Origin of the sequence: Wolbachia endosymbiont (group A) of Phasia obesa (assembly GCF_964028125.1) — a bacterium.
In the GTDB taxonomy this organism is placed as follows: domain Bacteria; phylum Pseudomonadota; class Alphaproteobacteria; order Rickettsiales; family Anaplasmataceae; genus Wolbachia; species Wolbachia pipientis.
Window position 1 is genome coordinate 142015 of the sequence record NZ_OZ034764.1, and the last position, 12976, is coordinate 154990.

14 protein-coding genes are annotated in these 12976 nt (G+C 35.4%); 11 read left to right on the forward strand and 3 right to left on the reverse strand.

Translation table 11 applies throughout. The annotated features are described in order from the left end of the window. Positions 1-87: 87 nt before the first annotated feature. The 8 genes from rsfS (at position 88) to ABWU29_RS00760 (ending at position 7115) form a co-directional block, all read left to right on the forward strand. On the forward strand, positions 88-405 hold the full coding sequence (gene rsfS, locus ABWU29_RS00725) for a ribosome silencing factor (RefSeq protein WP_015589391.1): 318 nt from the start codon (positions 88-90) through the stop codon (positions 403-405). Then, entirely contained in the window at positions 396-635 is a 240-nt protein-coding gene (locus tag ABWU29_RS00730) for a hypothetical protein (RefSeq protein WP_041573543.1), read from the forward strand. The genes rsfS and ABWU29_RS00730 overlap by 10 nt, the downstream gene beginning before the upstream one ends. A 1-nt stretch (position 636) precedes the next feature. Further along, the gene (tyrS, locus tag ABWU29_RS00735) at positions 637-1887 is read left to right on the forward strand and encodes a tyrosine--tRNA ligase (RefSeq protein ID WP_007548582.1); all 1251 of its coding nucleotides are present in this window, start codon (positions 637-639) and stop codon (positions 1885-1887) included. A gap of 963 nt (positions 1888-2850) precedes the next feature. After that, complete coding sequence (locus tag ABWU29_RS00740; protein ID WP_007548583.1) at positions 2851-3180, forward strand: SWIM zinc finger domain-containing protein; 330 nt, start codon at positions 2851-2853, stop codon at positions 3178-3180. An 863-nt stretch (positions 3181-4043) separates the two neighbouring features. After that, positions 4044-4625 carry a Holliday junction branch migration protein RuvA gene (ruvA, locus tag ABWU29_RS00745; RefSeq protein ID WP_141456674.1) on the forward strand — a complete coding sequence of 194 codons (582 nt, stop codon included), beginning with the start codon at positions 4044-4046 and terminating at the stop codon, positions 4623-4625. Beyond that, entirely contained in the window at positions 4622-5602 is a 981-nt protein-coding gene (gene ruvB / locus ABWU29_RS00750; protein ID WP_353280050.1) for a Holliday junction branch migration DNA helicase RuvB, read from the forward strand. The genes ruvA and ruvB overlap by 4 nt, the downstream gene beginning before the upstream one ends. Before the next feature lie 77 nt (positions 5603-5679). Beyond that, positions 5680-6492 (forward strand): hypothetical protein, encoded by an 813-nt coding sequence (locus tag ABWU29_RS00755; protein ID WP_353280052.1) that lies wholly within the window; start codon positions 5680-5682, stop codon positions 6490-6492. Between the two features lie 116 nt (positions 6493-6608). Continuing rightward, complete coding sequence (locus tag ABWU29_RS00760; protein WP_141456676.1) at positions 6609-7115, forward strand: DNA-3-methyladenine glycosylase; 507 nt, start codon at positions 6609-6611, stop codon at positions 7113-7115. A 21-nt stretch (positions 7116-7136) separates the two neighbouring features. On the opposite strand, the gene purF is transcribed toward ABWU29_RS00760, so the two are convergent. The 3 genes from purF to ABWU29_RS00775 are packed head-to-tail and all read right to left on the reverse strand — an operon-like array spanning position 7137 to position 11171. Next, positions 7137-8522: an amidophosphoribosyltransferase gene (gene purF, locus ABWU29_RS00765; protein WP_015589386.1), complete on the reverse strand. Its 1386-nt coding sequence runs from the start codon at positions 8520-8522 to the stop codon at positions 7137-7139. Between the two features lie 25 nt (positions 8523-8547). Beyond that, positions 8548-9651 (reverse strand): rod shape-determining protein RodA, encoded by a 1104-nt coding sequence (gene rodA / locus ABWU29_RS00770; protein WP_141456677.1) that lies wholly within the window; start codon positions 9649-9651, stop codon positions 8548-8550. A gap of 53 nt (positions 9652-9704) precedes the next feature. Beyond that, the gene (locus ABWU29_RS00775; protein WP_015589384.1) at positions 9705-11171 is read right to left on the reverse strand and encodes a proton-conducting transporter membrane subunit; all 1467 of its coding nucleotides are present in this window, start codon (positions 11169-11171) and stop codon (positions 9705-9707) included. 64 nt (positions 11172-11235) lie between these two features. Between ABWU29_RS00775 and ABWU29_RS00780 the strand changes: the two genes are divergently transcribed. The 3 genes from ABWU29_RS00780 (at position 11236) to virB9 (ending at position 12976) form a co-directional block, all read left to right on the forward strand. Beyond that, on the forward strand, positions 11236-11550 hold the full coding sequence (locus ABWU29_RS00780) for an NADH-ubiquinone oxidoreductase subunit NDUFA12 family protein (protein WP_007548590.1): 315 nt from the start codon (positions 11236-11238) through the stop codon (positions 11548-11550). 2 nt (positions 11551-11552) lie between these two features. Beyond that, entirely contained in the window at positions 11553-12008 is a 456-nt protein-coding gene (gene mlaD / locus ABWU29_RS00785) for an outer membrane lipid asymmetry maintenance protein MlaD (RefSeq protein WP_007548591.1), read from the forward strand. Between the two features lie 185 nt (positions 12009-12193). Continuing rightward, complete coding sequence (gene virB9 / locus ABWU29_RS00790) at positions 12194-12976, forward strand: P-type conjugative transfer protein VirB9 (RefSeq protein WP_015589382.1); 783 nt, start codon at positions 12194-12196, stop codon at positions 12974-12976.

Genomic DNA, 12976 nt, shown 5'->3' on the forward strand with positions numbered 1-12976 from the left:
AGGTAACACCTTTTTAACGGTTGAAAATAGTTCATATTTAGAAATTTTGAGTATATAATTATAAATGAATCATATAACCTGTAAACAATGCTTAGCGATATGAAATCGATAAGAAGTACAATTGAAGAGATAATAGATCAAAATAAAGGTCATGATATAGTAACTTTTGATGTGCAGAATAAAACCGTTATTGCAAAATATATGATTATTGCATCTGGTGATTCAAGCCGTCACGTTAAAGCTTTAGCTGAGCACGTAATAAAAAGCCTCAAGCCACATGATAAAATAGATGTAGAAGGTATGGATGAAGGCAATTGGGTGGTTTTGAATTTTCAAGGCATAATGGTTCACATATTCAGGCCGGAAGTAAGGGAGTATTATAAAATAGAAGAGTTATGGAATTGATTATCCAGATAGCTGGTACACAATTGCACAAACGTTGTAATTTTGAAGGCAACTCCTGCACAGGTAGTGGTGTCATGAAAGTAGCTGACACTGGAATCCAGTTTTTCATGCAATTTCATCGAAAACGTTGTATAGTGTGCTTGTTTATAATTAAGTTCCAGTGTCTGGGCACTGGCTTCTCTATTAGGGTTACCTTCAGCATTAATGACAGGATAGACTGGGGTTTATAAAATGAAACACGCATCTGAATTTTTAAATTTCATCCAAGAAAGAGGGTACCTATACCAATGCACAAACATTGAAGGACTAGATCAATTATTATTGCAGAGCAATTATATAGTTGCATACATTGGGTTTGATTGCACAGCACCAAGTCTTCATGCTGGTCACCTAATTCAGATTATGATGCTCTGTCACCTACAAAAATTTGGTTATAAGCCGATAGTCTTACTTGGAGGTGGCACAACAAAAATTGGTGACCCATCCTTCAAAGATAAAGCAAGAAGCATCTTGCCTGTAGAGAACATCAATCAAAATACATCCAGTATAAGGAGAATATTAGAGAAAATGGTGTCTTTTAATGACAGCAAGACTGGTGCAATGATAGTAAATAACGCAGATTGGTTGGATAACATAAAATACATAGATTTTTTGCGTGATATAGGAGCTTATTTTTCTGTAAATCGTATGCTAAGTTTTGATAGTGTGAAAACCAGGCTGGATAGAGAGCAAACCTTAAGCTTTCTGGAATTTAATTACATGCTATTGCAAGCTTACGACTTTATTGAATTAAACAAAAAATATGATTGTCGTCTGCAGATTGGAGGGTCAGACCAGTGGGGAAATATAGTAAACGGAATTGAACTTGGAAAAAAGTTGAATTTACCTGAGCTATTTGGCCTTACCATGCCTCTTTTATTAAATGCACAAGGAAAAAAAATGGGCAAAACTGAAAGTGGAGCAGTGTGGCTTGATGATAATATGCTAAAGCCTTACGACTACTGGCAATATTTTCGCAACGTTGATGATCAAGATGTTGGACGTTTTTTAAGATTGCTCACTGATGTGCCAATTGATGAGATTAGAAAATTAGAGTCTTTAAAGGATCAAGAAATAAATGAAGCAAAAAAGGTCTTGGCAACAGAAGTGACAAAAATATGTCATGGTGACAAAGAAGCGGAACTTGCACAATTTGCTGCAATTTCTGCTTTTGAGAATGAAGATAGCTCACTACTTCCTGATTACATCATAAAAAAAGAACAAGTTGCAAGCGGCATATCCTTAGTAGACCTACTACATGACACCGGTTTTGAACCTTCAAAAGGCGCTGCAAAGCGTTTAATACAGGGCAACGGATGCAAGATTAATGATAATGTTGTAAACAATATTGATCATGTAATAAATTTCGAAAGCTTTAAAGATCAGCCATTTATAAAATTATCTGCAGGAAAGAAACGCCATATAAAAGTTGTGGTAGATTAGGTCTCGAAGTAAGAAAACAAATTTTATACAAGTGAGAAATTAGATATGGAGCAAATTTTCAAAATTCGAGAATTATGTATAAAACAACTGGAAAGATAGTAGAAAGCGAAATTCTATTATATATAGCTAAAGTGGCTTAGGTTTACCTACAATTTGAAAAACAACAAATTCGTCATTCCGCTACTCATTAGCGGAATCTATACCGCGAATGAATCCATAACTGTACGGACATTGCAATTTGGGCCTACCAGGAGGGCAATGCCTCTTATCCAAGTACCCTCTTCTTGTCATCCCAGTGTCAAGCACTGGGATGGCTTTGTTGCATCGCTAGCTATAATGGATTAAAGATAAAAAAGGTGGAGAATATCAGTAGCTTATTATTCTGGTATTTATAACAAGAACGGTCAGTGAATACCTAAATTTGAGTAAAAGAAATTTCACTACCACTCACTAATCCGGCTAAAATTCAAGAATTTCAATGCTTTAGCTATTTTCAATAGAATTAAATTTATTAATATAAATAATAAATTACTATTCTTAAATTTGATCAGATTGATTGCAAAAAAACAAGATTTTCAATAGGTTGCTTATAATCCTAATTATAGTTAGCCTTTCATAAGTAGCGATGCAACAAAGCCCACTGGGATCCAGGAATTTTATTAAGTTGGTAAGTATAAAAGTAGCCGTTTTATGTTAAAACACAACGTTCTTGATGAGATTACGGCAAGGCTGGATTCCAGTGTCAGCTACTTTCATGACACCATTTGCTGTGCAATTTACCTTCAAAAATGAATGTTCATACAGTTATGGAATGAATCGCGGTATGACGTAGGGAAACCTTTCTTGAGTTAGCTATAGCACTATAAAATTGTCCGCAGGGCCATATAAAAGTTGTGGTGAGTTAATAAATTTTTATGGAAGAAAGGATATATTAGAAAATTGAGGGTTTTAAAGGAGGTAAAAATGAGACTGTATTATAAAGATATCACAGGTCTTATCAAAGAACCCTACCGCTCCAGAGGAAGGGATTATTTTGACAAAAGAAAGGTACAGATTATATCTGTTAATGAATCTCAAGCTAAATCAAAGGTAGTTGGATCAAATGTATATCGAGTAACACTAAAGCACGATGGTCCTCTTTTGAGTGGAACATGTTCCTGTCCTGCATTTGTGTATTATGGTCCATGTAAGCATATGGCTGCAACAGGTTTTGCTTTGGTTGCACTTGATAGAAAGGAGTATCGATCGTCTGCGCGCCCAGATGAACAGACTCTCTTTGAAAGGTTTTACTAAGAAAAACAAAGCAAGAGCTAATTTCAATAATTACTCGTTCCAGTAAACATTATCCTGAGATTTTTGAAGAACTAGAGGATAAAGAATATGAGCAATTTATTCAAAGTGAACTTTCAAAATCCGAGAATTATGTATAAAACAACCGGAAAGATGGTGAGATCAGGTAATCTATGGCTAAGACGTCATACCGCCGCGGTATCTCTTAGCCGCTAACACGTAGCGGGATGACGAGATGCCACCACGAACCGTCATACCGCGCGATTCATCCGCGGTATCTCTTAGCATAGATCCCGCTAACAAGCAGCGGGATGACGGTTGTCGTTTAGCTATAAACATTAAGAAATTTACCAAACGAAAAAAAAGGCAAAAAAAGCCCCATGATTGGCTAATTACTTACATTATACTTTCAAGTATGGCGTTTTTTTATTCTAAACACTTAATAACCGCGATTCAGCTACTTTTAAACCGCAACTAATCTAAATTATAAACGTTAAGAAATTTACTAAACAGAAAAAAAGGCAAAAGAAACCCTAGGGTAGCTAGTTATTCACTATCCATTTTTTAAGTTGGCGTTTTTTTATGTTTTAAACGCTTTATAAGCGCGTTTCAGCTTATGTAGGTAGAAGTTTGATAAAGACATAAGGTGCACATAGTGCAAAAAATTAAACATGATACGCCAGATACGTGAGTTTTTTTGTCATTTAATCTGTACAGAGAAGATAAATAAATAGCTTCAGTGTTTATGATAAGGGGGCTGGCGGAGTTTGTCAAGTGGTTTTTTAGCCACGTTTCCCTGTTATAATGTTCGTTTGCTTGACCTAAGATCCGGGAGTATTTAAACTGAACTCTATATAGTGTTAAAAATGATAGGAAATCTAAGCGGAATAGTTGATGAAGTGCGCAGTGATCACATAATCCTGAATGTGAATGATGTTGGCTATATGGTGTATCTTTCAGCCAAAACTTTAAGTGCTTGTGCAATTGGAAGTAGAATCAAATTACTTATCGAAACCTATGCAAATAACAGAGAAAACACTACTCAGCTATATGGTTTTATAAGCGAAGAAGAACAGCAGTGCTTGAGGTTGCTTGTCAAAGTAAGCGGCGTTAGCTATAAAACTGCAATGTCAATTTTGAGTAAATTAACTCCAGAACAGCTATTTTTGGCAATTATGAATGAGGATAAAGTAGCACTCAAGATGAGTGGACTTGGCCTGAAACTCATAAATCGAATCATCACTGAATTGAGTGGCAAAGTGAGTAAACTAGAAATAAATAACAATAACTTTAATCCAATTAATGAAGATGCCCTTTCAGCATTGATCAATCTTGGATATGAAAAAGTGAAAGCTTATGATACGATAAAGAAAATACAAGACAAATCGTCAAATCTGGACACTAAGGATATTATTCGCATAGCGCTTAAGGAGCTTTCAATACTATGAAATCAATATCGTGCGGTAAAGAATATACTGAAGATGTGCGCAATATCAACATCAGGCCTGAGCAACTTGATGATTTTGTCGGGCAAAAAGACTTAATACAAAATTTAAAAGTGTTTATAAACGCTGCACAGACGAGAACTGAAGCCTTAGATCACGTCTTATTATACGGTCCTCCAGGACTTGGCAAAACAACTTTAGCACAAATTGTCTCTAAAGAATTAAGGGTCAGCTTCCGCGCAACTTCTGGTCCATTGCTCAGTAAAGCTGGAGATTTGGCCGCAGTGCTTACCACTTTAAATGCAAAAGATGTCCTATTTATCGACGAAATCCATAGATTAAATCGCAGCATCGAAGAAGTTTTATATACTGCTATAGAAGATTTTTGCTTGGACATATTAGTAGGTGAAGGTCCATCTACTCGCACTTTAAGGATAGATCTACCACCATTTACGCTAATTGGAGCAACTACACGGCTTGGATTACTTTCTGCGCCACTCAGAGATCGTTTTGGCATTCCTTTGCATCTTGAGTTTTATTCTTTTGAGGAGCTAGTCGATATTATAAAAAGAGGCGCAAGAGTTCTTTCTGCTGAAATTGAAGAGGGTGCTGCACGGGAAATTGCCTGCCGTGCGCGCGGTACTCCAAGAATTGCTTTGAGGTTACTCAGAAGAATAAGGGATTTTGTTGAAGTGAAAGATGATAAAAAAATCACTTATGAAGTCGCTGATTCTGTATTACTAAAATTAGGTGTAGATAAAATGGGACTCAATAAACTTGATATGAATTATCTAAGATTTTTATTCAACACTTCAGGCCCTGTTGGAATTGACACCATATCTATTGCGCTATCCGAAGATGTTGGCAATATTGAAGAAACAGTAGAACCTTATTTAATCAAAATTAGTTTTGTAAAGCGCACACCAAGAGGGCGCGTTCTAACCGATCAAGCAAAGGAGTATTTGAGCTTTCAACATTAAACGTCATAATTTATATTGACTAATTGAGATAATGCTCGTATGTTGACATTTGTGTATTAAGGATAATGGAGGCATATATGTTAGATAGTAATGAAACTGTATCTTTGATTGTTGATCAAAATATTGCTGCTGGTAGCGTATCTGGGTCAATACCGAATAAGGATAAATGTAGGTACGTCACTCTTGATGATGAAGAAACATGGAAGAGGTTCTTTGTAGATCAGAACAACCCTTCTACGAATACTACTAATAAAGTAATAGTGAAACCTCATGTTCATAAGAATAGCGATGGTATGTATAGATATACTGCTGAGGAGACCAAATATCATGCTCGGGAAATTGTAGGCAAAGCTGCTAAACAAATTGAAGAAGAGATATCTAAAAATATTGATGCAAAGCTTATAAAATTAAGAGAAACTAAAAATATAGATAACAGTGTTAAGCCTGTCATAAGAATTGCGCTGAACGATTATATAAAAGAAGTAAACTTGCATGATATTCTAAGTGGTAATATGTGCAAAAAGTACGATGTAAAGACAGTTACGTTGCTACTACCTGACCAAAAAACAAGGGGGGTACGTTGCCAAATTGATAAGGATGGGGCAAGAATTTATGAAGTGGCTAATGGATCATATCAAATGGCTCTAAAGTGGTATGTTGATGGACAAGAATGCAAAATTAAAATCCTCATTAGTGATGATGGTACTATAAAGCCCATCGAGGGTAATGGCGTAACTGAAGAACAGTTACGTGCAAACCAAGAAGTAAAAGTGGGAAGGCAATATGAAGCAAAGCCTTTACATGAAGCATTAGCATCACAATTGCCACAAACACAATTACAACAAAGTTCTGAAGAAGTAAAATCTTGGAGCAACTTTCAACAGATGTAACAGAGAGCACAACACAAAAGCATCAAGCTCCTGCTGCTCAAATGAGTAAGTAAGAAAAAACAAAAGTAATAATTAGTATAAGTTGCTTGCACCTGCAAGTAACTTATACTCTTATAATGAGCAACATAATACTACCAAGAAATTTCTACGAGCGGCCGACCTTAACTGTAGCTGGAGAGTTATTGGGAAAAGTCCTTAAATTTTCTAACTTTAGTGGAGTAATAACCGAAGTTGAAGCCTATATAGGAATGAATGACCCAGCTTGTCACGCGGCAAGAGGCTATACTAATCGAACTTCAGTAATGTTTGGTATGCCGGGATTTTCGTACGTATATTTTATATATGGGATGTACTATTGTCTAAATATTGTAACAGAAGCAGAAGGATTCCCAGCAGCAGTGTTAATACGAGGATTAAAGCTCATTGAACCGCTTGAAGCAAATTTAGGTGGGCCAGGAATATTGTGTAAAAGATTAAATATTACAAAAGAACATAACAAACAGGACCTTACTATAAGCCACAAATTTTGTGTTTATGAATCTCACCTCAAACCAGATTATATTTGCACCCCGAGAATCGGAATTAGTAAAGGCCAAGAGAAATTTTGGCGGTTTAAGATCTGAGCTCCAGTGATCTTACGTAGATTATTTGCCAATCGGATAATCACCAGTGAAACAAGCATCACAATATTGTGGTGTAGCATTGTTACGCACCTCTCCTTTAACAGCCTGATATAGTCCATCAATACTCAAGAAGGCTAGGCTATCTACTCCTATAACTTCCTTAATTTCCTCTACAGATTTATTTGCAGCAATTAAATCTTTGCACTCTGGTGTATCTATTCCATAAAAACAAGAATGCTTAATTGGTGGGCTTGAAATTTTGAGGTGAATCTCTTTTACTCCTGCATCCTTTAGCATAACTATTATATTTGTTAACGTACTACCACGCACTATACTATCATCTATTAAAATTATGTTTTTACCTTTCAAAGTGTGCTTATTAGCATTGAATTTTAATTTTATTCTAACTTTACGTACTTCAGCGGTTGGTTGTATAAAAGTTCTTCCTATGTAATGATTACGAATTATTCCCAGTTCCATAGGTAATCCTGAATGCTTTGCATATCCAATAGCTGCAGGTATTCCAGAATCAGGTATTGGTACAACCATATCTACATTGTTTTTTGGTGGGCTCTCTTCTGCAAGTATTTTTCCTATTTCTTTTCTTATATCATATATGGACCTATTCTCCATTATGCTATCTGGTCTTGAAAAATAAACGTATTCAAAAATACAAAAACTTGATTTTTGCTGTGGGAAAGGAAATGCTGAAGCTAGATTACCATTTCGATCAATGGTGACTAACTCACCTGGTTCTATTTCTCTAACAAACTCTGCATTTACTATATCAAGAGCACAAGTTTCAGATGCAAGAACGTAAGAACCGTTTAACTTTCCTAAAACAAGAGGCCTGATTCCAGACGGATCACGTACTCCAATAACTACTTCTTGATTGATTGCCACAAAAGAATAAGCACCTTGTATTTGCTTTAATGCATATATAAAACTCTCTAAGAAGCTATCTTTTTCACCGCTTGCTGTCAGATGCACTACTACTTCTGTATCAATATCTGACTGAAAAACGCACTCTTGTTTAATTAATTGTTTGCGTATCGGAGAAATATTAATTAAATTACCATTATGTGCTATGGCAAAATCCCCAAATTTGCCACTTTTGCCAAACATGGGCTGCACTCCAAATTTACTACCACTTGTTGAGTATCGAACATGACCTATTGCACAATCTCCAGGTAAGGATTTCTTTATTTCATCTATATCATCAAATACGCTGCTCACTTGACCTTGAAAGTGATAAGAGTGCAGCTTATCGTTGTTACTGGTTGCTACGCCAAAAGACTCTTGACCTCTATGCTGCAAAGCGTGGAGAGCAAGTATAGAGTTAAAAGCAGCACTTTGGTTGCAACTTATGCCAAATACCCCACACTCCTCACGCATTTCATCTAGCATAAAAACTATTAAGTAAAGTTTAATTTTACTTTAGCATAGGTAAAATACAAGCATTTTGTTGTTCATCTGCTTTTATTGCCAGCAATAATCCTATGCATATCAAGCTTGCAGCAGTTGTACTTCCTCCATAGGAAAGAAATGGCAATGGGTCGCCTATCACAGGTAAGAGGCCCATTGTCATTCCGATGTTTATAAAAAAATGAGCGCTAAAAAAGGCGAAAATGCCGATAGATACCGACTTAGAAAAATAATTTTTCGACCTATAAGCGATAGAGAAAATTATGCCAAGTAATGAGGTATAAAGCAAAATTAAAGCCATGCTACCTAAAAAGCCCCACTCCTCACTCAGCACTGCAAAAGCAAAATCTGTACGCTTTTCCGGCAAAAATCCAAGTTGAGTTTGACTTCCGTTAACAAAGCCCTTACCAAGCAAACCTCCTGAACCAATAGCTATCTGAGATTGCTGCGCATTATAACCTATCCCAAGTGGATCCACTGATGAATCCAAAAACGACAATATCCTTTGCTTGTGATAAGGACGTAAAAAAGGCCAAATAGCCGGTACTGCAAAAATGCCAAGCGTTCCACATATTACCGAATGAGATCTTTTTATTATTGCTGTGAATATAATTGATATCCCTATAAATAACATTATCACAGCTGTGCCTAAATTAGGTTGCTTTAACACCAAGAACACGGGTAAGAAAATAATTATAAGTGCCTTAAGCAATATTTTAAATTCCATCATTTTATATACACTCTGCTTATCAAAATAGCGAGCAAGCGCAAGTATTAAGCCTACTTTTGCAAATTCTGATGGCTGCAAACTAATTGATCCAATTCTTATCCACCTTGTTGCACCCATTATGTGTGAGCCAAAAAAATTTACTGCTAATAGCGAAATCGCTGCTGCTATATAAAAAAAGTAGGCGTACTTCAAGTAAAAATCTAGCTCTATGAATGACATAGCTATAGCGAATAGGAAAAAGAAGGAGAATATGACCAGTTGGTGAATCGCAAATGGCACCCACTTTCCTCCAGCAGAAGAGTATTGAACAACAATGCCAACGCAAAACAGCGCTATCACGTTAATGACTAACAACCAATGAATCTTCTTCAGCCTATCCACAATAAAGACCTTATAACCTTAAAGTATAGTAAAATATGAAACAAAGATAAAAATCAAAAAACCAACTTCTCAACTACTAACCGAATTGAAGTACTATATATTCCAGTTACTACTGTTAAAGCTGCCATAAACAATAGACAGAAAAGCATAGGAAATGGCACATCATTAATTTTGTCCGGTGTCATTCCAGTGCGTGACGTTGCATCATTTTCAAAATACATTTTCTCTACCATCTTCCACATATATATCAATGCAAGGAAAGAGCCAGCAGCAAATGTTACAAGGGAAATCCACGCATGAGATTCGATAATTGCTTTCATTATATACCACTTGCTTATAAAGCCATTTGTTAAAGGCATACCGATTAATGCTAAACTGAATAGAGTGAACGCAAGTGCTGTATAAGGCATTGATTTCTTGAGTCCCGATAAATTCTCTATTTTTGTTGTATCAAATTTGTAAGAAATACATCCTGCAGCCATAAATAAAGATGTTTTTATTATGCTGTGGTTTACTATGTGAAGAATTGCTGCAAATACACCTGTTTTTGAGTTAAAACTCAGTGCTAAAATTATATAACCAATTTGGCTAATACTAGAGTGAGCAAGCAGTCTTTTTATGTCTTTTGCGGTTATTGCAAATATCGACCCAAATACAATAGCGCAAAGTGCGAGGATAATTATCACATTGTCCAGTAGCGGCTTAAACAAGAAAAAATTTTGATGAAAAACAGTATAAAAGATTCTGATGAAAACATATATCATCACTTTTGTCACTGTGCCTGAAAAGAATATGCTAATGAAACTTGGCGCCTCACTATATGCATTAACCAGCCACCTGCTTAATGGAAACAGTGCCATTTTGATTGAGAGACCAACAAAAATGAACAACGTGCCAAGTTTTATGATGTTGTTATCGTATAATGGAACTATTCTTTCAGCCATGTCAGACATATTGAGCGTTCCAGTCATTGAATACAAGAGCCCGATGCCAAATAAATAAAATGTTGCACCTATTGTTCCACTAATTAGACATTCAAATGCTGCAACCAAGGCTTTTTTATCCCTTCCCATTGAAACTAATACATAAGAAGAAAGAGATGAAATTTCCAAGAAAACGTAAAGGTTAAATATGTCGTTTGTTACTAGAATCCCGAGCAGTCCGCTTAAGCACAGTAGAAATAGAGAGTAAAAACCAGTGATTTTGTTTTTGCTAATCTCTTTTTCGTTAATATAAAAGCTATAAAGCACACTAATCAGCGCTATAAAATTCACTAGGGTTAGAATTAAGGAATTTAACACGTCGATTCTTAACTCTATTCCATACGGAGGAGCCCAATTTCCAAGGTGATAAGTTATAATTTCACCTTTATATGTTTTAATGAGTAGTATTGATGAAATGATAAGAGTGATTGTTGTTGCAATAAAAGAAATAAACCAAGATACCTTGTGTTTCTTGGCAAGAAAGCAAAACATTGATGCAATTATTGGGATAATAACTTGTAAGATTGGTAATTGCATTAAATTGTTGTTAATATATCGTTAAAGTATTAGTATATATAATACTTTTTGTTTTAATACCCTTATGTTATCTAAAATTTGTAATGCAATAAAACGCCTATTACGAAGAGAAGATAAATTTGTAGGAAGAGATGAAAATGGAAATTCTTACTATGAATCAAGTAAAGGAAAAAGGTGGGTTATGTATAGCAGTGTTTCTGAGCCTACAACAGTGCCTCCGGAATGGCATATATGGCTTCACTATACTGATAATGTAGTACCAGTTAATAATAAAAAAAGAAAAGTAAAACATACTCCTAATTTAACGGGTACAAAAGATGCATACTATCCAAACCAAAAAGTGAAAAATTACTATAAAAGCTGGAGTCCTGATAACTAAAGATGCGAAGGTCAAATATACTTGAAATAACCGCTGGATTATTTGTATTAATTTTTACTATTTTTCTGATTTTCTTTGCTATTGATAAGCTATCTTACATAAAGAAAAACTATAAGGATTGCTATAAAATATATGGTCTTTTTGCTAACGCTAACGGTATAGGAGTTGGTGATAGTGTCAAGATCTCTGGTGTAGATGTTGGAAGCATAACTGGTGTATCACTTGACAAAGCTACCTACGTAGCACGAATCGATATGTGTATAAGCAAAGACATAAAATTGCCAATTGATAGTTCAGCTCTGATCACTAGCAGTGGAGTTGTTGGCAGTAAATTTGTTAATATATCACCTGGATCAGATATTAAACTAATCTTGCATGGTGGTAAAATAGAGTATACTCAAGCTGAAGCAAACATGGGTGGAATAATGGACAGAATTCTTGGTATGTTTACGAAGTGAAAATGGCAGGATTCCAAGTGTACCCGTTCAGGTGAAGCCTCCTGTAGTTCTAAAGTATTTAAGGAGTTTACCTTATTTCTTGCCTTTTCTACCGCTTGCTTTGGGGTTTATAGTATAGAAAGTGCCTTAACAGTTGCAGTGCATGTCTATTAATGATAAAATGAAGATTAATTCATTTTGATATTATGATTGGTTTACTGTTTGCCGTACTATTGTTCCTCTGTGGTAGTGATGCACTTGCAAAACAGGAGCCACGTTCAATAGCTGGAGATAATCACATAAAGGTAATAAATTATAACCCACAGGCTATACATAAGTATACGGGTTTTTATGGTTATCAGTCCAGTATATTGTTTGAACCAGGGGAGATAATACAAAACCTTTCAATGGGTGATTCAACTGGTTGGCAACTTCTTCCTCAAGGTAACAGATTGTTTATTAAGCCCATAGATGATATTGCTGATACTAATGCAACTATAATTACCAATAAAAGAGTTTATTACTTTGAACTTCATGCTGAAGAAGCAACTGGACTAGATGATCCAAGATTAGCATATGAAGTAAGGTTTCTTTATCCACTATTTAGCAGTGATGAGATTTACACAACAAATAACGGTGATATCTTCGAACAAGCTAGTCATACCATTATTCCTGATATCAATGATATTGAAGTTGTAAAGAAGGGATTAAATTTTAATTATTCCATCTCGCACGTCAAAGGTAGTCAGTCAATAATACCAATTAAGGTTTTTGATGACGGAAAATTTACATATCTACAATTCAATAAAATAAACTCTGATTTTCCGGCAGTTTTTATGGTTGATTCTGCAGGATATGAGTCTTTAGTAAATTTCCGTACAGTTGATAACTACCTGATAATCGAAAGGGTAAGTTCAGTGTTTACCTTAAGGAATGGATCGAGTACAGTTTGCCTATTTAATGAAACCATACCTTTCAAAAAAGGGTAA